This window comes from Absiella sp. AM29-15 (genome assembly GCF_003434225.1).
GTDB classification, from domain to species: Bacteria; Bacillota_I; Bacilli_A; order Erysipelotrichales; family Erysipelotrichaceae; genus Hoskinsella; species Hoskinsella hominis.
Map to the genome: position 1 here is coordinate 57,935 of NZ_QVFL01000018.1, position 21,140 is coordinate 79,074.

General features: G+C 34.3%; 19 protein-coding genes. 5 read left to right on the forward strand and 14 right to left on the reverse strand.

Annotated features, from left to right (window positions below; all coding sequences use genetic code 11):
- Nucleotides 1-67: 67 nt before the first annotated feature.
- Nucleotides 68-628, forward strand: a complete 561-nt coding sequence (locus DW761_RS16645; RefSeq protein WP_117518813.1) for a biotin transporter BioY — start codon at nt 68-70, stop codon at nt 626-628.
- Between the two features lie 64 nt (nt 629-692).
- Here DW761_RS16645 and DW761_RS16650 read toward each other — a convergent pair whose 3' ends face one another.
- The 5 genes from DW761_RS16650 to nadA form a co-directional block, all read right to left on the reverse strand.
- A complete protein-coding gene (locus DW761_RS16650; RefSeq protein ID WP_117518814.1) occupies nt 693-1,130 on the reverse strand; it encodes a hypothetical protein in 438 nt (145 codons plus the stop codon).
- Between the two features lie 101 nt (nt 1,131-1,231).
- Nucleotides 1,232-1,789: a transcription repressor NadR gene (locus DW761_RS16655; protein ID WP_117518815.1), complete on the reverse strand. Its 558-nt coding sequence runs from the start codon at nt 1,787-1,789 to the stop codon at nt 1,232-1,234.
- A gap of 40 nt (nt 1,790-1,829) precedes the next feature.
- Nucleotides 1,830-2,684 carry a carboxylating nicotinate-nucleotide diphosphorylase gene (gene nadC / locus DW761_RS16660; protein ID WP_117451616.1) on the reverse strand — a complete coding sequence of 285 codons (855 nt, stop codon included), beginning with the start codon at nt 2,682-2,684 and terminating at the stop codon, nt 1,830-1,832.
- A gap of 4 nt (nt 2,685-2,688) precedes the next feature.
- Nucleotides 2,689-3,873 (reverse strand): L-aspartate oxidase, encoded by a 1,185-nt coding sequence (locus tag DW761_RS16665; protein WP_233513119.1) that lies wholly within the window; start codon nt 3,871-3,873, stop codon nt 2,689-2,691.
- A 23-nt stretch (nt 3,874-3,896) separates the two neighbouring features.
- A complete protein-coding gene (gene nadA / locus DW761_RS16670) occupies nt 3,897-4,802 on the reverse strand; it encodes a quinolinate synthase NadA (RefSeq protein WP_117518848.1) in 906 nt (301 codons plus the stop codon).
- A gap of 377 nt (nt 4,803-5,179) precedes the next feature.
- Between nadA and asrA the strand changes: the two genes are divergently transcribed.
- Genes asrA through asrC form a run of 3 tightly spaced genes read left to right on the forward strand, consistent with a single transcriptional unit; the run spans nt 5,180 to nt 8,034 of the window.
- Nucleotides 5,180-6,217, forward strand: a complete 1,038-nt coding sequence (gene asrA, locus DW761_RS16675; RefSeq protein WP_117451612.1) for an anaerobic sulfite reductase subunit AsrA — start codon at nt 5,180-5,182, stop codon at nt 6,215-6,217.
- Nucleotides 6,214-7,017 (forward strand): anaerobic sulfite reductase subunit AsrB, encoded by an 804-nt coding sequence (gene asrB / locus DW761_RS16680; protein ID WP_117451610.1) that lies wholly within the window; start codon nt 6,214-6,216, stop codon nt 7,015-7,017. The genes asrA and asrB overlap by 4 nt, the downstream gene beginning before the upstream one ends.
- A 12-nt stretch (nt 7,018-7,029) precedes the next feature.
- Nucleotides 7,030-8,034, forward strand: coding sequence for a sulfite reductase subunit C (gene asrC / locus DW761_RS16685; protein ID WP_117451608.1), 1,005 nt, complete (start codon nt 7,030-7,032; stop codon nt 8,032-8,034).
- Nucleotides 8,035-8,124: 90 nt separating this feature from the next.
- Here the strand turns inward: asrC and DW761_RS16690 are convergent, their stop codons facing one another.
- Nucleotides 8,125-8,841 carry an RloB family protein gene (locus DW761_RS16690; protein ID WP_117518817.1) on the reverse strand — a complete coding sequence of 239 codons (717 nt, stop codon included), beginning with the start codon at nt 8,839-8,841 and terminating at the stop codon, nt 8,125-8,127.
- Nucleotides 8,841-10,202 carry an AAA family ATPase gene (locus tag DW761_RS16695; RefSeq protein ID WP_158553838.1) on the reverse strand — a complete coding sequence of 454 codons (1,362 nt, stop codon included), beginning with the start codon at nt 10,200-10,202 and terminating at the stop codon, nt 8,841-8,843. The genes DW761_RS16690 and DW761_RS16695 overlap by 1 nt, the downstream gene beginning before the upstream one ends.
- Before the next feature lie 250 nt (nt 10,203-10,452).
- Between DW761_RS16695 and hflX the strand changes: the two genes are divergently transcribed.
- Nucleotides 10,453-11,688, forward strand: coding sequence for a GTPase HflX (gene hflX / locus DW761_RS16700; RefSeq protein ID WP_117518819.1), 1,236 nt, complete (start codon nt 10,453-10,455; stop codon nt 11,686-11,688).
- A 34-nt stretch (nt 11,689-11,722) separates the two neighbouring features.
- Here the strand turns inward: hflX and DW761_RS16705 are convergent, their stop codons facing one another.
- The 7 genes from DW761_RS16705 to DW761_RS16735 form a co-directional block, all read right to left on the reverse strand.
- Nucleotides 11,723-12,883: a DUF349 domain-containing protein gene (locus DW761_RS16705; RefSeq protein WP_117518820.1), complete on the reverse strand. Its 1,161-nt coding sequence runs from the start codon at nt 12,881-12,883 to the stop codon at nt 11,723-11,725.
- 176 nt (nt 12,884-13,059) lie between these two features.
- Nucleotides 13,060-13,473, reverse strand: coding sequence for a DUF1810 domain-containing protein (locus tag DW761_RS16710; protein WP_199485650.1), 414 nt, complete (start codon nt 13,471-13,473; stop codon nt 13,060-13,062).
- 69 nt (nt 13,474-13,542) lie between these two features.
- Nucleotides 13,543-15,201, reverse strand: a complete 1,659-nt coding sequence (locus tag DW761_RS16715; RefSeq protein WP_117451598.1) for a diphosphate--fructose-6-phosphate 1-phosphotransferase — start codon at nt 15,199-15,201, stop codon at nt 13,543-13,545.
- A gap of 244 nt (nt 15,202-15,445) precedes the next feature.
- Nucleotides 15,446-16,618, reverse strand: coding sequence for an MFS transporter (locus DW761_RS16720; protein WP_233513120.1), 1,173 nt, complete (start codon nt 16,616-16,618; stop codon nt 15,446-15,448).
- Nucleotides 16,619-16,620: 2 nt separating this feature from the next.
- Complete coding sequence (locus DW761_RS16725) at nt 16,621-17,490, reverse strand: PRD domain-containing protein (protein ID WP_117451594.1); 870 nt, start codon at nt 17,488-17,490, stop codon at nt 16,621-16,623.
- Between the two features lie 65 nt (nt 17,491-17,555).
- Nucleotides 17,556-18,971, reverse strand: coding sequence for a glycoside hydrolase family 1 protein (locus tag DW761_RS16730; protein ID WP_117518823.1), 1,416 nt, complete (start codon nt 18,969-18,971; stop codon nt 17,556-17,558).
- 20 nt (nt 18,972-18,991) lie between these two features.
- On the reverse strand, nt 18,992-20,872 hold the full coding sequence (locus DW761_RS16735; protein ID WP_117518824.1) for a beta-glucoside-specific PTS transporter subunit IIABC: 1,881 nt from the start codon (nt 20,870-20,872) through the stop codon (nt 18,992-18,994).
- Between the last annotated feature and the right edge of the window lie 268 nt (nt 20,873-21,140).

The window sequence follows — 21,140 nt, forward strand, 5'->3', positions numbered from 1 at the left end:
AAATTATTGTTTGACATTCAAAGTAATAAGCGGTATACTGGAAACCGTTATTACGGAGGTAAAGAAAATGAAAACAAAAGAATTGACACTTTGTGCGTTTTTCACGATATTATTTGTGATTGGAAGTAAAATCGTTATTCCTGCAGGTATTATTCCACTTACATTACAAACGATGGTTGTGATTATCGCAGGTATGTTGTTAAAGCCAAAATATATATGGGTATCTTATGGATTATTCTTCTTAATGGGATTATTAGGATTTCCTGTGTTTGCAAATGGTGGAGGTATTGCTTATGTATTACAGCCATCTTTCGGATTCCTGTTAAGCTTTCCAATTGCCGCAAGTTTTATTTCCATTATGCGCAATAAACTTCATACAACATCATTCCTTGCGAATTTTATCATTTGTATGATTGGTTTATTCATCATATACACCATTGGATGTATCTACATGTATGGCATTTTAAATTTCTACATGGGAGCAGCAAAAAACATGTCCTCAGTTATTGCAATGGGAGCCATTCCATTTATGATATCTGATACATGCAGTATCGCGGTAGGATGTTTCTGTGCACTTCGTTTAGCACATATCCCTGCCATCAAACAAACATTGTGTCCAACAAAGTAAAAATATTATCGTAAAACGCAAAAGGTAGAAGTCTTTCATAATAGGACTTCTACCTTTTTTTTCATCAACTGATATTTGCGTCTAATGCATAATCACAAACTATTTCTGTATCAATTTTTTCTTCCTGGCCTTCTAAATTTGTGGCAGTTCCCGTATACTTCAAAATTGCTTTATGATCTTTCAACTCTACATGTAATTTGATATCCCCAGCTTTATAATTATTCAAAAAATATTCATTCATATGATTATATTGTATCCAAAGCTTACGTTCATTTAATTCCACAAAAGATGGCATCATACGTGTTCTTGGAGCGACCACCACCGAAATCGTCTGGACTTTCAAATCTTTACCTCTTCCTCCATCCACAACCTGAATATCTACAATAGGATGATAGCTGCACCAAATATAATATCCACCGATTCCACAAAGCAACATAAGTAGGATGATACTGATACATAAATACTTTTTCTTGATTTTAAATTCAATATACTGATTTTTCATATCTCCCTCACCTCTTGTAACTTAATAATAACAAATTTGTCATATATATCAAGTACTTCCTTATACAAAAAGAAAACAGTACATCTGTACTGTCATTTATTCTATCCCTCTTGAATATCTTCTTCTCTTTCATATGGAAGAAAATCCACAAGAAATCCATTATTTTTTAAAGATTCTTCGATTTCATCTAAAATCTCCACGGTATCAGCTGCCACATGATGAAAGTGATATCCGGATGTCAGATTTAATAAGGCTGTGGATTTCCCTGTTTTTAAATTATTTAAAAGGGTCTGGATATCCCTTCTGCTTTTGATTTGTAAAGGAGCGCTCATTTTCCCATAGGCACGATGATTTACCATGACATCCTGTACACTGCCGCCTAAATCAATGATGATATTCAATTCATCTTCAATCTGTTCATTGCTGTGGTGTACTTTGAATAAACGAATCGCTTTATAGCTTTCATTGATGATATACCCACGAGCAGTTGCGACAATTGGATAGCCCTGTGTACGAAGTAATGCGATATCCTGTACAACCACCTGACGACTGACACCGGTTTCTTTTCCCAGTGCACCACCAGATAATGGTTCTTTGGCATCACGCATCAGTTCTAGAATCTTTTTACGTCTTTGTGATCCTGTCATGACTGTTTTCATACCTGTGACTTACTCCTTTCCTGTTTGTGAAACAACACGATTAATCCATCACTTTCAGGTGTTTTAAACTGATATCCAAAATCGGCGCAGAGTGTGTTAAAGCACCACTGGATACATACGTCACACCCAGTTCTTTGATCAACGCGATATTTTCTTTCGTGATATTGCCAGAACATTCTGTTTCTGCACGACCATCAATATATGCAATCGCTTCACGCATCTGATCTGGTGTCATATTATCCAGCATGATAATATCAGCACCTGCTTCTACTGCCTCTTTTACCATATCCAGATTTTCTGTTTCTACTTCTATTTTACGTACAAAAGGTGCATAAGCTTTTGCGGCAAGTACTGCTTCTTTAACACCACCAGCAGCATCAATATGATTATCCTTCAACAATACACCATCAGATAAGTTATAACGGTGATTTCCACCTCCACCAACTTTTACGGCATATTTTTCAAAGATACGCATACAAGGTGTTGTTTTTCTAGTATCTACAAGACGTGTATGACTACCTTCTAATAAGGCTGCTACACTTCTTGTGTATGTTGCGATACCGCTCATTCTTTGAAGATAGTTTAATGCAGTACGCTCTCCACTTAACAATACGCGAATATCCCCTTTGACAACTGCCAATAAATCCTGATTTTTTACCTGATCTCCATCCTTTACAAAGAATGTAATTTCAGTGGCAGGATCCAATAATGTAAATACACGTGCAAAAATATCAAGACCGGCAATCACACCATCTTCTTTACAAATCAAATTAACTTCTCCAAGCTTATATTCTGGCATAACTGCATTCGTTGTGACATCTTCACTATGAATATCTTCTTGTAGAGCCATACGGATATATTGATCAGCAACAAGCTGCATTGTTATTGTATTCATTTTCTTATCTCTCTTTCTCGGCACGCATCATATTTTCAGCCGCTTCTTTCGCAAATACTAAGCTTTCCAGCAAACTGTTGCTGGCAAGCCGATTTTTCCCATGTACCCCATTACAGCTGGTTTCTCCAATTGCATATAAACAAGGCATGGTCGTTTCTGAATGATGATCCACATGTACGCCTCCCATGAAATAATGCTGGGCAGGAACAACCGGAATCGGTTGTTTTGTGATATCATAACCTTCTTCTAAACAGGTTTTATATATATTAGGAAAATGTGATAAAATAGTAGCTTTTGGTACCGCCGCAAAATCCAGCCATACATGTTCACTGCCTTCTTTTTCCATTTCTTTTAAAATCGCCTGTGTCACTTTATCTCTTGGTAATAATTCATCCACAAAGCGCTCATGTTTCCCATTTAATAATACTGCCCCATCACCTCTTGCGGATTCACTGATCAAAAAGCTTCTGCCTTTTTTTCGTGTAAATAAAGAGGTTGGATGAATTTGTACATAATCTAAATGATCCAGCTGAATCCCATGTTTTCTACAAATATCCAGCGCATCCCCAGTTAGGGAAGGATAATTGGTAGAATGTTCATACAAGCCACCAATACCACCGGTTGCCATTACGGTATATAATGCATGAATGTGTAAGGTTTCTCCATCTTTGCTCTTAGCAATCATCCCGACACATTTTCCATCTTCTTCTATAATATCGCACATACAGGTATGCTCCATGATGGTTACATTTGGCATTGCTTTTACCTTATGCTGTAACACCGTGGTAATTTCTTTTCCAGTGACATCTTCATGAAAACAGATTCTTGGTTTTCCATGTCCGCCTTCTCTAGTATAGCGAAGTTCCCCATTTTCATCTTTTTCAAATTCTACACCCAAACGCATCAGATGATTGATGATATCACGACTGTTTCGAATCATCAAATCAACGCTTTCCTTATTGTTTTCATAATGTCCGGCACGCATTGTATCTTCAAAGTATTCATCATAATCATCTTCATCTCGCTGTACACAAATACCACCCTGTGCCAGCATGGAATCACAACTTTCTAAATCCTCTTTACATATCATTAAAATCTTTTTTTCATGTCCTAAATTTAATGCCGTATACATACCGGCAACACCACAGCCTGCGATGACAACATCGTAGTATAAATCCCCTTGCATCATTGATTCTCCTTTCAGGCATATGTTTATTTTGCCAGTTCCAGCATTCTTGTTAGAGTTGCTTTCGCTGGTTCTACATGTGCTTTTACGACATCCGCCGCATTTTCTCCTGTTTTTAATACTTCTATAATTTTATCTAATGTAATCTTTTTCATATCTGTACATACAGGTAATGTTTCTGGAAAATAGAACTGTTTATCAGGGTTTTGTACCTGCAGTTCATAACGTACACCCACTTCTGTAGCAATGATAAATGCATTTGCGTCACTTTCTTTTGCCTTATTTAAAATACCAGAGGTAGATCCAATATAATCAGCCATCTCTAATACCTGTGCATTACATTCCGGATGTGCCAATACAAGTGCTTTTGGATATTTCTGTTTTAATACTTTGATTTCCTCTGGTTTGATAAATTCATGAATTGGACAATATCCTTTAACAAGCATTACATTTTTTTCAGGCACCTGTTGTTTAACATAACGGCCTAAGTTTTTATCCGGTATGAATAAAATATTTTTATTTGGCAGATTTCTTACGATTTTCACTGCATTAGCCGATGTTACACATACATCTGCCCATGTTTTAACTTCTGCTGTTGAGTTGATATAACATACAACAGCTAAATCATCATATTTACTTCTTGCCTCATCTATTTCTGCTTTACTAACCATATGTGCCATAGGACAATCTGCACTGGCATCCGGCATCAATACTGTTTTTTCCGGACTCAGCAGTTTTCCGCTTTCTCCCATAAAGGATACACCGCAAAATACCAGTGTACGATTGTTTAAGCTTGAAGCAATCTTACTTAAATAGAAAGAATCTCCTACATAATCTGCGATTTTCTGTACTTCTTCATCCACATAATAATGTGCCAGAAGCACCGCGTCTTTTTCCTGTTTTAATTGTCTAATTTCTTCCTGTTTATTCATATACCTTTGATCTAAGTATCTTTTTACAGACACCTTTCTACTCCTTTTCCCATACTTTTTTGTAAAAGTATCTGCATCAGTATATCACATATCCTAACAGGTGACAAGACACATATCTATACAAACAGTATTTTCTTACAAAATTATTTTACAATCCTTTATTCATTGCTATTTCTTACATCTTCTTTTCTTTTTCCATATTAATAAAATACATTAGGGAACTTTATGGTCTTATTATGATTTCTTATATGGTTAGAAATCAGTTTATTTTCAATTTGTGAGGGTTTACAATAAGATTGGTTGTAAATAGCATAAATTGCACAATTGAACAATACACTTCATTGAGTAACGTTATGTTTTAGAAGGAGGACAAAGGAATGTCATATGAAGTATCTTACCAGGAACTGAATCAGATTTTTGATTCACTCCGACTGCACTACAAGATTTATGCGCCTAAGCGTCTACATAATGTAGGCAGATATTGCAATACGGATATGATTCGTTATGAAGAAATCCGCAGCGCAGAAGAAATTGAATTAAAAGAACGTAGTGTTTATTCCCCTAAGGAAGTATTTTATCCAGTCAACCAGACGCTGTTTCACTATACAGAGTATGGATATCTGGAAAGTCAGATTTTTGATAAAGATTTATTGATCTTCGCCAGAAGCTGCGATATTCACGGTATCAAACGTCTGGACAAAGTCTTTTTAGAAAATGGAACTACGCAGGATCCTTATTATAAGAGAATGCGTGATAAAGTTCATTTTGTATTATTAGAATGCGGTGAAGGATGGGAATCCTGTGCATGCTGCTCTATGCATACAAATAAAACAGATGACTATGATCTGGCTATGCGTTTTCTGCCAGAAGAAAATAAAGTATTGGTAGAATGTAAGACTGACTTATTCAAGGAAAGCTTCTTACAAAAACCAGCAGTTGATTTCAAACCAGAATTCGTAGAAAAGAATAAAAGTGAAATTCGTGTACCTGAGATCACAGAAGATATGCTGCCACAAATCTATCAGCTGGATATGTGGAAAGAATATAACAGCCGCTGTATCGGATGTGGTGCATGTAACTCCGTATGTATTACATGCTCATGCTTCAATACCGTTGATACACCATATACAGAAAATGGCAAGAGTGGAGAACGCAGACGTACCTGGACTGGCTGTATGAATGATGATTTCACAACCGTCAATGGTGGTCATGCTTTCCGTGATGCTTATGCAGATCGTATGCGTTTTAAAACCTTGCATAAAGTATATGATTTCAAAAAACGTTTCAACACAGAAGATCATATGTGTGTAGGTTGTGGTCGTTGTGATGATGTATGTCCAAACAATATTTCTTTCTCACATATCGTCAACCGCTTATATGATGAAGTTGAAAAGATCAAGGAGGAAAAGAAATGATGAACCCATGGCTGCCAGAGAAGCATAAAATTTTAGATATCATAAAAGAAACGGATATGGAATCCACATTCGTTGTAGAATATGATCATCCATCTATCCAGCATGGGCAGTTCTTCCAGCTGTCTTTGCCAAAAATCGGAGAAGCTCCAATTTCTGTATCAAGTTTTGATGATCACTGTGTCTGCTTTACCATCCGTCGTGTTGGAAAACTGACCAATGTGATTTTTGATTTACAGCCAGGTGATGATTTATTTATCCGTGGCCCATATGGAAAAGGTTTCCCATTAGATGAATTTAAAGGAAAACACATTATTGTCATCGCAGGTGGTACGGGTGTATCTCCTGTTAGAAGTACCCTGCATCATTACTTAAGCCATCCTGAAGAATGCAAAGATGTTTATGCGATTGCAGGATTTAGAGATGCAGAACATGTATTATTCACAAAAGATTTAGAAGCATTTGAAAGTGCTGATCATTTCCATACCACATGGACACTTGATCGTGGCGAAAAAGAAGGCTTCAAACAGGGCTTTGCGATGAATTTCGTAAAAGATATTCCAATCAAAGAATGGAATGATAATGACTATGCAGTGATTATCGTTGGACCTCCAATCATGATGAGTACAACTGCTAAAGAATGTATGAATCAGGGTGTGAAAGAAGAAAATATCTATGTATCATTTGAACGTAAAATGTCTTGCGCTTTAGGTAAATGTGGTCATTGTAAAATCAATGAAACCTATGTATGTCTGGAAGGTCCTGTCTTCCCTTACACCAAAGCAAAGACATTGATGGATTAGGAGGGTAACAATATGTCACAAGATATGAATGTCGGTAAATTACGTACCAACTGTTTCCGTCAATCTAAAGTAAAAGGCGAATTCATGCTACAGATGCGTGTACCAGGTGGTCTGATTGAAGCAAAATATTTAAGCTTTGTGCAACATCTGGCACAGGACTATGGCGATGGCACATTCCATTTCGGTTCTCGTCAGTGCTTTGAAATTCCTGGTATCAAATATGAAAATATTGATAAAGTAAATGCTGAATTAAAAGATTATTTAGATGAAGTAGAAGTAGAAATGTGTAATGTTGATATGGATACATCTGCTGGATATCCTACCATTGGTGCTCGTAATATTATGGCATGTATTGGTGGTATTCACTGTATCAAAGCCAATATCAATACTCAGGAAATGGCAAAAAAGATTGAAAAAGAAGTATTCCCTAGCCACTACCACATTAAAGTAGCTGTTGCTGGATGCCCAAATGACTGTGCAAAAGGTCACTTTAATGACTTTGGTATCGTTGGTCTAACAAAACCAGTTTATCATCCTGATCTGTGTATCGGTTGTGGAAGTTGTGTCAAAGCATGTGAATCACACGCAACACGTGTATTAAGCCTTGTCAATGGTCGTATTGATAAAGATGCCTGCTGTTGTGTAGGCTGTGGTGAATGTACATTGGTATGTCCAACAGGTGCTATGCAGCGTAGTGCTAAACCTTTCTATCGTATCCTGATTGGTGGTAGAACTGGTAAACAATACCCTCGTATGGGTAAAACATTTGCGGACTTCCTAACAGAAGAAGTCGTAATCGCAATCATTCACAACTGGCAGGATTTCTCTAAAGAAGTCTTAAAAGGTGAGCCACGTTATCTGCATGGTGGTCATTTAATTGATATGGCTGGTTATGAAAAATTTAAAGAATTAATGCTGAAAGATGTTAAATTAAATCCAGAAGCAAGAATTGCAGAGAACCTATACTTTGCAGAAACTGAATATCGTGGAAGAATCCATGTAAAACCAGTAGAATAAAAAATCTCTTACTTAAACTTTCCTAAAATATAAATAAAAGTCGCAGCTAAGATACATTACAAAGCTGCGACTTTTATATTTCACAAAAAGCTAAATATCAAAAGGAAGTTTTTCCTTTTGGATTTTTTCAATAATACTAGCAATATTAGAAGTTATACATGTTAAGCATTTTTCTAGTTTTTGATTTATTTCTTTTTCTTGCTTGATTGCAATTTCTATATCTGTAGCTAAATTTCCAATAGAAGCATTTGTTTTACTATTCATATTTGTCACCTCACGTAAGTAATACTGACAAGGTCGTTGATTTCCAATCTTTTCATTATTCATGATTTTATCATAATTAGGATATATCAATTCATGAACAGAATTTTCTATATGAAGTAAAAGGAATAATTCGAATGCTGGATAGGTTAATCCAAACCATAGATGATCGTCTTGTTCATCTAATAATGATGTTAAATGACTTACTTTTTTCTTAAATATATCCAAATCAAATGTCACAATCATAACATCTTGTTCACTATCAAATAATCCTTCTTTTATTGAATAGTTTCTTTTCTCTTTAGCAAAATCTACAAGCTTTTTAGGATAGCTTAGATTACGATCTTCACCTGTTTTCTCAATCAAAATTAAATCAATGGAAGAATGTATTCCTACTTGTTTTTTTATATCTATTAATTTTTTAAAATAAAAAGATTCTGTATTTGCTCCTTCACAAATGAAAAAGAATTTTTTTAATGGATTTATTTTATCTTCAAAATCAGATGGTCTTTCATTCCATTTTGTATAAAAGGTGATTGGAGGCATTAGCGTAATTCTCCTATGTTGAAATCTGTAAAAACCGGTATTGCACCATAACGACCTTCGAGATAAGCCTTGTTGATTTTCTTATCATAGCGTTCATTAAAACGATCTAAAGGATAAAGATTAGAATTATTATTCTTATCTCTTGCGACAAACCATATTTGATCCCTTCTAAACAACTCCTGTGACATAATTGTTGCTTCGTGTGTTGTAAAAATTAATTGGATATCATTCTTTTTATGAAACTCATTTAATAAAACGATAAATCTTTTTGTAAGTGCCGGATGAAGACTTCTTTCCATTTCATCAATAACATAAACACTATTCTTGTTTTTTGTTAATAAAACATCCAGTAAATCAAATATTCTTCTCGTACCATCCGATTCTTCATCAAAATCAAAATTACATGTAGAACTTCCGTGTTTGAAAGATAAAGTCGTGATTTCTGGTTCTTCTTCATTATCGTGAATAAAAAAATTAAAAAACTCATCTTTTGAACGCATAGATAATTTAAAATCTTTATGATTTTCTTTAATCATTCGGTATTGAATTGTTTCCATAATATTTTCATAGACATTCTTATTCAATTTACTTTTTAATTCATCAAGTGTTATTTTTTTGATTATAATGTCACTAATTCCTGTATCAAAGGTTCTAATAATTTTTTTAACAATGTTAAGTGATTCTACATCATAATAATATTCAAAATTTGTAACAGGCGTTTCTGGCAAAAATATATTCAAATCATTTAAGAACCACCCATAGATATCTTTGAAAAAAGATAACTTGGAATCAGATGTGATTCTTTTATTTCTATTCATTTCAGATAAAAATAATACAGATGTATTTTCCGCAAGATCATCAGCGTAAACATTGAATTTCGCCATATCCATATCATCAAGTTGTAATGATTTATCTAGTTCAAAATGTTTCTTTTCCCTTTTGAATAAAATTTTGGGTTCTATCGCATCAGTGAATTCCATGATCCACTCATTTTCTATCATCTGATCCTTCAGTAATACATCAAAGCCGTAAGCATAACATCTATCATTTACACTTAATCTTACTTCTACTGTAGTAATCTTGTTTTCGTTATCTTTTCTATTTTTACAATATAAATATCTTGATTTCACAGGTATTCCATCAGTTGAAAGAACACATTCCCTGATAAAGCGAAATGCTTCAACAAGATTAGATTTTCCAGATGCATTTGCACCATAAATAACAGCTGATTTTAAAATGGAAATACCATTTTTGTATCCTATCCGTTCTTTATTATTCCTTAATTTATTGGACGCTATCATATTAAAAGTCGTGAGTTTATGAAAAGATTTAAAATTTTCTAAAGATATCGATATCAGCATGAAATTACCTCCTTGTTTCTTCGTTATAGCTTCATTATATGCTTTTTTTCTTAAAACATCCATAGAAATTTATAATAAATAGAGAATTTTTCTCTTTAATACCTAATTTTAAGTTTATATTTTTCAAAATCTTGAGATAATTTAACAATGATAGAGATTATATCGTTTTAAATAGAAAATAATATTTATTTTATCATATCTGTGATATCATAAATGAGTATGCACATCCTAAGTAGTAAAGGAGAATTTTATGGAAAATGTTGTGATTGTATTTGCAGATAAAGAATTAATGGAAGAAGAACAGCAGGAGTTTGTAGAACTGATCAAAGCTTGTGATATGGATATCCAACAGGAGTTTATACAAACATTAAGAGAAATCAACTTTCGTACATATATTGGAAAAGGCAAATGTGAAGAAATACGTGATTATTTAATCGATAAAGAGATCGCACATGTTGTATTTGATCATGATTTAACACCTCTGCAGATAAGAAATTTAGAGGAATACTTTCAAGTACCTGTGATGGATCGTACAGAACTTATCTTAGCGATATTTGAAAAACGTGCAGTATCTAGAGTCGCCCGCTTACAGGTGGAACAAGCCAGTTTATCGAAGTTGTTACCTCGCTTGATTGGTGCCAATACACAGTTAGGCAGACAAAGCGGTAGTGGTAAAAATAAAGGTGCTGGTGAAAAGCAATTGGAATTAGATCGAAGAAGAATCAAATCCAGAATATCAGAAGTCAATCGTGAATTAAAAAAAGTAGAATTAGAACGTATGACCCAGCGAAAAGCACGCCAAAAATCGGATTTACCACTTGTTTCTCTGGTAGGGTACACCAATGCTGGGAAGTCAACAATCCTCAATCGTATGCTTGATCAATGCGATGGTAAAGAAGAAAAGAAAGTATTAGAAAAAGATATGTTGTTTGCGACATTGGATACATCTATTCGTCAGATAAAAACCAAAGATGGTGATGAATTTTTATTAAGCGATACCGTTGGATTTGTAAGTGAACTGCCACATAGTCTAATCAAAGCCTTTCACTCTACTCTTGAAGAAGTAAAGTACGCTTCCCTGTTACTACAGATTGTGGATGCCAGTTCTTCTCAACACATGAAACAGATGGAAATCACGCAGGAAACACTGCAAGAAATCGGTGCATCCCATATACCTATGATTACTGTTTATAACAAATGTGATCAATGTGACTTTCGTTATCCCCAGGTATCAGGCAATGATATCTATATGAGTGCTAAAGAAGGTATTGGCTTTGATGAATTATATCAAAAGATCCATCAAATGCTTTATCCTAATGAGATGAAGGTACATATGCTGTTGCCATATGATCAATCAAAATGTATGGCTGAATTAATACGCAAGGGACACATTTTATCGAGAGAAGATGACATGCATGGCATTTCCCTGGAAATTTTGTTAAATGAGGATTTATTAAAGAAATATGATATGTATATCAAAAAATAAGACGCACGGTTATATTCGTACGTCTTTTTCTATTCTATTTGTCTTCAGCAAGTGTTTTTTCGATATCTTCCAGATCTGCTTCTAATTCTTTGATGAATTCTTCTTTTTCTGCGATTTCTTCTTCTGTTTCTTTGATTGCACGTTCCCCAATCAAACCAACGATATCATTCTGTAAACGTTTGATCTGACGTCTTTGATTCTGAATCATATCCTGTTTACGATTACGTGCATCAATCATCTTTTGTTTCCACTGCTGGTGTTTTTGTTCATTCCATTCTTTCAGTCCTTCAAAGTATGCATCCATGATTGAACGGAATTCTTTCCAGATTTCATCTTCTTTGTCTTTTCCACAGTTTCCGATTGTTTTCCAGTCAGCACCCAGCTTTTTCATTGCGGCAGTGTTTTCTCTTGTATATTCTTTTTTGTCCGCAATCTCTTTTGCCTGATCACTCAATGCTTTTTTTGCATTGTAGTTTTCATCCTGTTTACCATGCAGTTCTTCATAGTAAGCATTTCTTCTATCATAGAATTTCTGTCTTACTTCGTTGAACTCATCCCATAGTTTGTTTTCATGCTGTTTACCAGCACTTCCAACTGCTTTCCACTTATCCATCAATTCTCTGAATTTAGCACTGGTTTTCGCAAAATCTTCAGAATCAACAAGCGTTTTCGCTTCTTCTATCAATTCTTTTTTCACCTGTTTTGCATTGTCAAACTTACTCTGTAAATTTTCCCAATAGTCATGTTTCTTATCGAAGAATTTCTGGCGTGCAGCATTAAATGCTTCCCACAATGCATCATCTGTTTCTTTACCAGCAGAACCACTGGCTTTCCATTGTGCCATTAACTCATTCATTTCTTCTGTAGCCTGATTTAAGTTATCAGATTTCAGAATTTCATTTGCTCTGTCAATCAATTCCTGTTTGATTGCCTTATTGCTTTCATAGCCTTCTCTACGTTTCTGATAGAACACATCAATATAGCTGTCAAATTCTTCTGCCAGCTGATCTTCATAATCAGATTCCCAATATTGAATCCGTTTCCATTTTTTCTTTAGGTCAGATATTTGACGAAATACATCATTCCATTTCGCATCAGTAGGAATACTTTTTGCTTCCTCAATCAGTTCCTGTCTGCGTTTGATATCTTCATCAAAATCTTCTACTTCATACATTTCATCATTTTCGTTATACATATTATTCCTCCAGTTATCGTGATATCCCTAAATATGATCACTGTTACCAATATAAATTTTATCTCATTATACGCAAAAAGTCATGCTTTTTCGCATAATTTAGTTAAAAGATTTTTGATTTTACATTTCAATTTCATTTCTATACGATTTTATCAAAATATTTTATATATTTTGCTTTATTTTTTCAATTTTTCTAATGTTGATTGATCTTCTTGACCATCATAAAATTTGTCTAAAACTTTTTGAAACACAGGCTCCTTACTAACGATTGAAAATAAAGTCATGGAAGATTGCAATTTCAGATTATCTGGGTACCCCATTACACGCACAGGATCATTACAATCTAGTGATAATAATGCTTGTGAGATTTCTAAAAGGCGTTCACGCAATACTGGATGATTCATATAATCTATAGCTTCTTCTTTATCTTTGATTCCATAATATTGTGACATTGAGCTGAATCCTAAACCTTGCAGTTGTGGAAAAATATACCAGATCCAATGACTTTGTTTATGACCATTTTCAATTTCGTTTAATGCCGTTTCATAATCATTTTCCTGCGCCTTTATAAAACGATCCAAGTTGCTCATAATTTTTCTCCTCTTTGACATGATTTAGAAAAAACTGCTCAGGCAATCCTAAGCAGTTTCATTATTGATTTATTCTTGTTCAAGTGCAAGTGTTTTTGTAGTGATATCACAAACTTCTGCTGGTCCATAGTACTGGATAGCTCCTGGATATACATAACAAGTTTCAACAGCCCATTCTTCTCTGTTTGCTTCAAAGAATTTGAATGGTTTGCCATCAAGTTCAACAAGTGCTTTCTTGATAACTGGTTTGTCTTCTCCATGTCTTCTTTCGATGTTCATCATCTTTGTGATTGGCATACCACCTGCAACCCATTCGTTTGCTGGTTTAGAAAGGTTAGAAACTTTTGATAAGTAACCAGTATATCCGTATTGGATCAACATAAATGCGTTGTATCCTAAAGAATAGCAATAGTCAGAATCAAAGTTAGATGGGAATGCGCATCTTCCTTCATAACCTAAGAAGTGGTGTAATGCATTGAATTTACCGTTATATGTACCAGCTTTTCTTCTTTCTTCTAATTTGTCTTTTACTAAAGCAGAGAATAATTTTTCTGATTCAATCAAAGATACCTGAACGTTACCGTGTGGATCTCTTTCTAAGAATAACTGCTGCTGGATTCCTTCTGGAAGAATAGCAAATACGCTCATAGATTCTTTTGATAATCCTTTTTCAATGAATTCATATTTTTCTTTCCAAGTTGGAAGAGCATTGAAGTCTGCTGCTTTGCTACCTGCTAACAATTCATTGATTTCTGAAATCAATGTAGAGAATTCAGGAACGAATTCAACAACACCTTCAGGAATAATTGCAACACCAAAGTTCATGCCTTTAGCAGCTCTTTTTTCTACTGAATCAGCGATGTAATCAGCAATCTGAGATAAAGACATCTTTTTCTCAGCAACTTCTTCAGATACCAAGCAAATGTTTGGCTGAGTTTCAAGAGCACATTCTAATGCAACGTGTGATGCAGAACGTCCCATAACTTTGATGAAGTGCCAGTATTTTTTAGCAGAGTTAGCATCTCTTTCAATGTTACCGATCATTTCACTATAAGTTTTTGTTGCAGTATCGAATCCAAATGAACATTCGATATCTTCGTTTTTCAAGTCACCATCGATTGTTTTTGGACATCCGATTACCTGAACACCAGTATTGTTAGCTGCAAAATATTCAGCCAATACAGCGGCATTTGTATTTGAATCATCTCCACCGATAATCACGATTGCAGTAATTCCATGTTTTTTACAAACTTCTGCAGCAATTGCAAACTGTTCGTTAGTTTCTAATTTTGTTCTACCTGAACCAATGATGTCAAATCCACCAGTGTTTCTATATTGGTTAATATAGTCATCATCAAATGTCAAGAAATCATCTTCGATTAATCCGCTTGGACCATTTTTGAAACCTAAAAGTTCATTTTCTGCATTTGTTGCTTTTAAAGCATCATACAGACCACAAATAACATTGTGTCCACCAGGTGCCTGTCCACCAGAAAGGATTACGCCGACAACTTGTTTTTTAGCTTCTGAAGTGTTTTGTCCTTTTGCAAAAGTAATTTCCTTTTTACCATAAGTGTTAGGGAAAAGAGCTTTAATCTTTTCTTGATCAGCTACACTCTGAGTTTCTTCACCTTCATTTACACAAATTTCTGAAATACCGTTTCTCAGCATTCCTGGAAGTTTTGGTGTATACTCATATCTAGCTTTTTGTAATGATGAAATTGTCATAATTTTATCTCCTTTTCGTATATAAACATACCTTCTAAATTATAAGACATTCACTGATTTTTTTCAATATATCCTTTCCAATTCATGTAATAAAAAAGATGTAAGTTTAAAAAAATTCATAAAAATGCGTTTTTTCATTACCAGTGAACAAATTACTTTCTCTATATAAAAACATTTACACTTTTGATATTTATAAAAAAAGACTAATTTCATAAGATATCGAAAATATGAAATTAGTCATCATTTAATCCATTTGTAAATTCATTTGTTTTAAACGCATTTGATTTTTCTTATAATATACTCCCATTAATATACTTGAGAAAAATGCAATAATAGCCAATAATATATATCCAGCAGCCATTCCATGTGATGAAACAACACTTCCCGTAAATATTGGAAAGATTGTCATTCCAATTGCATAAACAGCTTGAAAAAATCCCATTGCAGTAGATTTCTTCTCTGGTGGTATATCTTTCATAGCTTCTGAAGTAGCATAAGTCAATAACAATCCGGTTGACATTCCAGGCAATATCTGCAGAAATAGTAAACATGGAATATAGTGCGTGAAAGCGACTGATACACAATATACAGCGATGATGGATAATACTAATGGTATCCAAACTTTTGGTCCTTTTTGTTCAATCCATTTTGTGGATGCTAATCCAGCAAAGCCTACTGCTGAAATCATGTAGATGATAGAGGATAAACCAACAATGGTGTTGCTTGCGCCACAATCTCTCATAATCTGATTGGTAAAAGACATCGTGGTAGTTAATTGAATGCCTTGTTGAATTAATGCAACAAAGGAAAATATAATTAATCGTTTATTCATACAAACACAGCATAGTGACTTTATAGATAAATGCTCTTTTGTCTTTTTTGGTTCTTTTAAAAACAAGGCTAGTATACAAGCAAAAATACCTGCTAATACACTTGATAAACACAGATACTTCATCCCTAGGATTGAATAACATAATGTACTAGTAATAAATCCTAATAACATTCCCAGATTATTAAACATAATCACTTTACTGGTTGCCATTTGTTGTTGGTTATTAGAATATTGTCCTGTATAATAAACCATAAAGGATATCCATGTTGCACTTGCTACTCCGGATAAAAGATTAGCAATCAGAAAACCTGTTCCATCACAACAATACACACGTACAATAGAAGCAAGTCCTGATAATAACGCTCCAACGATAATCAATACTTTATGTTTTCCAATACAATCTGCATAAATTCCAACAGGCAGACGCAATAACATCTGTGTTATCCCATATGCGCCAATAATAATGCCTACCATGCTACTGATAGTACCGATAGATATCAAATAAGTTGACTGAAATGGAATATAAACATATTGTGCAAACCAGAATAAAGTAACAATGATATAAAAAAGTATATGCTGATTCATCCTTATGCGCATGCAACAGCTCCCATTTTACGATCGATATTATCAATCAGACGATGGATATGTAAAACCAGATACATTTCTTCCTGATTGGTGATATCTGTATGGAATTTCTTCTTAATATAAATGTTTATTTTTTTCACACATTCGCTTTCTGCCTGACAAGTCATCATGATATGGCGATACAAAAACTCATTTTTCTCATCCGGCAGCATTTCTTTCTTTATCAAACGCTGTACAAATAGTTGAAGATGTGTGACTGCACGTATATAATCAATACTTTCCTTATCATAAATGATACTAAAATGATATTGTATAATATTTAGTATGTTATTAACTACTTTACTGATTAACTCCCGTTGCTCCTTATAAGGATCATTAGGCTGGGCGTTCACAAAATGCAATGCAATTGTTGCTGCTTCATCATCAGATAATTGTATATGAAATTTTTCATTCACTAGTTTTAATGCGAATTTTCCTATTTCAAATTCATTTGGATTAAATTTTTTGATTTCATTTGGGCAATAACTATCTAGCTGAATTCCCTCTTTTGCCCGTTGTACTGCATAAGAAATATGATCTGTTAAGGCAAGGTAGATATAATCGGAAAGCTGCATATGATACATTTCAATCGCATGGTCTATAATTTGTTTTGTGATATCAAAATAAACCTCATCTGTACTTGCCGCAAGCTGTATGATATTTTTTGCGATATTTTCTTCTTTCAATATAAATACTTTTTCTATATCCTGTTTTTCAATAACACTTCCAGTTGATAAATGATAACCAATCCCTTTTCCCATCAGAATTACTTCTTTACCCTGATCATCTAAAGCGAAAATCAGAGAGTTATTCAATACTTTTTTTACGATCATATCAACCTAATCCTTTCTTTATGTGTTTATTTTATCTGAATAAACACTTTGTTATGCTTTATAAATTATATATTTTCCCCATTTGTTTTTATTACATCTTGATACCAGTAATAACTGTCTTTTTTAATACGTTTTAAATCTTTCATGTCCATATCTTCACGATTGACATATACAAATCCATAACGTTTTCTAAATCCCTGATGAGAACTTAATAAATCCATAAATGACCATGGAGAATATCCCATCAACTCTACACCATCTTCTATTGCCAAATGGCATGCTTTTAAGTGCTTAGCAATGTAATCAATTCGATAATCATCATGCACTTTACCATCTTCGCTTACAACATCTGGTGTACCTAATCCGTTTTCCGTAATAATCAATGGTACATGATATCTTGCATAGTAATCATTTAATACAATACGTAATCCCATAGGATCTATATTGGCTCCATATTCACTAGCTGTCAGATGCTCATTTTTTTCATCTCTGCAATATCCATATTGATCAAAATCCACTTCATTTCCTCTGAACACACGACTTCCAATAGGGTGTGCTTCATCTGCTGGCAGATAACTTGCACACAAGGTACGATAATAATTCAAAGCGATATAATCTGGCTTTCCATATTTTAATATTTCTTCATCACCATCTAACATTACAGGTACGATATCCCGTTCTTTTAGATAACGCATATAGTATCCTGGATATTTCCCATAGAAATGCATATCTAGACAATATACTGTTTTCATGGCATCATTCATTTTCGCTGCCCATACATCTTCAGGTTTATTTGTTAATGGATATGTACAAGTAGATGAAATGGCTGGCCCAATCTTTCCATCTTTAATTATTTCATGACATGCCTTTGTTGCAAGGGCATGTGCCAAAAACATATGGTAATCCATTTGTGCACGTATTTTATCAGCTTTCCAAGGATCTGGTTCATTGATATTCATACGTTCATCTACACGAATCATTAGATTTTGTTCGTTGATAACCTGCCAGTATTTTACTTTATCCCCATATTCTTTAAAACATACTTTTGCATATCTTTCAAAAGCATTGACGCATTCTCTGTTTTCCCATCCATTGTATTTTTCAACCAAAGCATAAGGCAAATCAAAGTGATATAATGTCACAAACGGCTGAATTCCATTTTCTAAAAGGCAATCAATGACATTGTGATAGAAATCTATTCCTGCTTGATTGACTTTTCCATCACCATCAGGGATGATTCTGGCCCATGATAAAGAGAAACGATAAATTTTCATACCAAGTTCCTTCATCAAGGCGATATCTTCTTTGTAGTGATGATAAAAATCACTTGCTACTTTGCTGTCAGCCTGTTTATCAGAACGTTTGAATGAATTGTAATCAGCAACACTCATTCCTTTTCCATCTTCATCCCATCCTCCTTCAATCTGGAAAGCGGATGAAGATGCGCCCCATAAAAAATTTTTAGGAAATTTTGTTTTCATATTATATCATCCTTTCTATATTAAATTGAAATACCGATAACTGATGTATCTGCATTTGCATTTGATATTTTCAATCCTTCTACAGACGCATATTCTGGTGTATTGCTAACAATAACCATAACGGTTGGATCATATCCTTCTGCTTTGATTTTATCAATATCAAAGGATACAATGCAAGTACCTTTTTCCACATGTGTCCCTGCTTCTACATTCTGTGTAAAATAGTTACCATTTAATTCTACTGTATTGATACCGATATGGATTAATAATTCTACACCATTATCAAATGTCAGCCCAATCGCATGTTTTGTTGGATAAACAAAAGTAACTGTACAATCTTCTGGTGCAATAACTTCACCCTTTTCAGGATAAATAGCGATTCCTTTTCCTAATGCTTCTGAAGCAAAAGCTTCATCATTTACTTCACTCATTTGAACAACCTCACCTAATACAGGTGCTTTTACTTCATAACTGTTTGTCACTGCTTTTACAGTTGATTTTTTTTCTTCTACATCTTCAAATCCCATCACATATGTTAAAGCAGCGGCTCCAAAGAATGCAACCAGACATCCAATAATGTAGAATGCAAATTTTGTCATTCCACCTGCTGCATATGTGAAGATAGTTAACACACCATTATTAGCAAAGGCGTCACCATAAACACCGCCTAATCCCATGATGCCACCACCGATAGCACCACAGATGATTGCGGCAATCATAGGTTTTTTCAAACGAAGGTTACATCCATAAATCGCAGGTTCTGTAATACCCACAACTGCGGCAGATATTGTTGCAGCTGCTGCTACACCCTTCATATCCTGGCTCTTTGTTTTTAACATAACACCCAAAGCAGCACCACCTTGTGAGAAGTTAGCTGCTCCTGCAAACGCTAATAGATTTTGTTTTCCGCTCACTGCGATATCATTTAAACCAATCGGTAATAATGCTCGATGTGCTCCGAATATAACGAATACACCCCATAAGCCACCAATAACTGCTCCACCAAGAATTGCGTTAAAGTCCATCAATACTGTATACATTGTCTGAATCACATTACCAACCCATACACCTACAGGACCTAATAAGCTCAAAGTCAGAGGAACCATAACAATCAAAGAAACACCAGGTACCAAGATGATCTGAAGTATCTGAGGAACAAATTTCTTTAATACACGTTCTAAATAAACAAGAACAAATACTGCTAATAAAATAGGTATAACTGAACCTGTATAACTGAATGCTTTTGTAGCTTCTCCAATTGTCCATGCACCTTTAATTACAGGAAGTCCAAAGATACTAGTCGCTGTGGAAGCATCCTGAATGATGGCATCAATTTGTGGATAACATAAGAAACCACCAATTGTCATCGCAATAAACTCGTTGCATTTTAATGCTTTCGCTGCTGTATATCCTAAGAATATAGGCATAAAGTAGAAAATAATCTGACTTGCTGCATAAAGTAATATGTAGGTATCATTTGTAGAAATATCTGTACCATTTTGTGCTGCCAGTAATTTTACTGCTGTCAAAGCTCCAGAAATCAAACCAGAAGCCGCAATTGCAGGAATCAATGGTGTAAACATTTTTGAAACGACCTGTAATACACGATTAAACAGATTTCCTTTTTCCTCTGATTCGCCTCTTGCATTTTCATCCAAATCAACCATTGGCAATAATGCATCATAAACTTTTGTTACTTTAGAGCCTAATACTACCTGAAATTGTCCTCCAGATACTACAACTTGAATAACACCCTCTAAATGATTGATGATATCTTTTTCCGCTTTTGATTCATCTTTTAAAACAAAACGTAATCTTGTAAAACAATGTGTAACGTCTTTAATGTTATTTTTACCACCGACATTTTCTAAAATCTCTTTTGTTAATTTGTTCGTATCCATAAGTTTCTCCTTTTTTGTTATCATTTTTTACGCACATTTACCGGCCAGTAAATATTGTTGACATTAAAACACATCACATACCGACAGACCACAAAAAAAGACCAAAGTTCAACAGTATATAGAAATCCCATTTGCTTCTATTCTGTCAACCTTCGATCTTGCCTGCCTTACCAGTAACACGTCGAGTGTTTCCTTATCAACTTGACTATAGTTTAACATATATCATTTGATTGTCAACACGATTTTTTAATCGTTCATAAAATTTAAA

Bases quoted from the DNA above. Each gene is read 5' to 3' on its own strand.
- DW761_RS16645 (WP_117518813.1), top strand. From the start codon at position 68: ATGAAAACAAAAGAATTGACACTTTGTGCGTTTTTCACGATATTATTT.
- DW761_RS16650 (WP_117518814.1), bottom strand. From the start codon at position 1,130: ATGAAAAATCAGTATATTGAATTTAAAATCAAGAAAAAGTATTTATGT.
- DW761_RS16655 (WP_117518815.1), bottom strand. From the start codon at position 1,789: ATGAAAACAGTCATGACAGGATCACAAAGACGTAAAAAGATTCTAGAA.
- nadC (WP_117451616.1), bottom strand. From the start codon at position 2,684: ATGAATACAATAACAATGCAGCTTGTTGCTGATCAATATATCCGTATG.
- DW761_RS16665 (WP_233513119.1), bottom strand. From the start codon at position 3,873: ATGATGCAAGGGGATTTATACTACGATGTTGTCATCGCAGGCTGTGGT.
- nadA (WP_117518848.1), bottom strand. From the start codon at position 4,802: ATGAATAAACAGGAAGAAATTAGACAATTAAAACAGGAAAAAGACGCG.
- asrA (WP_117451612.1), top strand. From the start codon at position 5,180: ATGTCATATGAAGTATCTTACCAGGAACTGAATCAGATTTTTGATTCA.
- asrB (WP_117451610.1), top strand. From the start codon at position 6,214: ATGATGAACCCATGGCTGCCAGAGAAGCATAAAATTTTAGATATCATA.
- asrC (WP_117451608.1), top strand. From the start codon at position 7,030: ATGTCACAAGATATGAATGTCGGTAAATTACGTACCAACTGTTTCCGT.
- DW761_RS16690 (WP_117518817.1), bottom strand. From the start codon at position 8,841: ATGCCTCCAATCACCTTTTATACAAAATGGAATGAAAGACCATCTGAT.
- DW761_RS16695 (WP_158553838.1), bottom strand. From the start codon at position 10,202: ATGCTGATATCGATATCTTTAGAAAATTTTAAATCTTTTCATAAACTC.
- hflX (WP_117518819.1), top strand. From the start codon at position 10,453: ATGGAAAATGTTGTGATTGTATTTGCAGATAAAGAATTAATGGAAGAA.
- DW761_RS16705 (WP_117518820.1), bottom strand. From the start codon at position 12,883: ATGTATAACGAAAATGATGAAATGTATGAAGTAGAAGATTTTGATGAA.
- DW761_RS16710 (WP_199485650.1), bottom strand. From the start codon at position 13,473: ATGAGCAACTTGGATCGTTTTATAAAGGCGCAGGAAAATGATTATGAA.
- DW761_RS16715 (WP_117451598.1), bottom strand. From the start codon at position 15,201: ATGACAATTTCATCATTACAAAAAGCTAGATATGAGTATACACCAAAA.
- DW761_RS16720 (WP_233513120.1), bottom strand. From the start codon at position 16,618: ATGAATCAGCATATACTTTTTTATATCATTGTTACTTTATTCTGGTTT.
- DW761_RS16725 (WP_117451594.1), bottom strand. From the start codon at position 17,490: ATGATCGTAAAAAAAGTATTGAATAACTCTCTGATTTTCGCTTTAGAT.
- DW761_RS16730 (WP_117518823.1), bottom strand. From the start codon at position 18,971: ATGAAAACAAAATTTCCTAAAAATTTTTTATGGGGCGCATCTTCATCC.
- DW761_RS16735 (WP_117518824.1), bottom strand. From the start codon at position 20,872: ATGGATACGAACAAATTAACAAAAGAGATTTTAGAAAATGTCGGTGGT.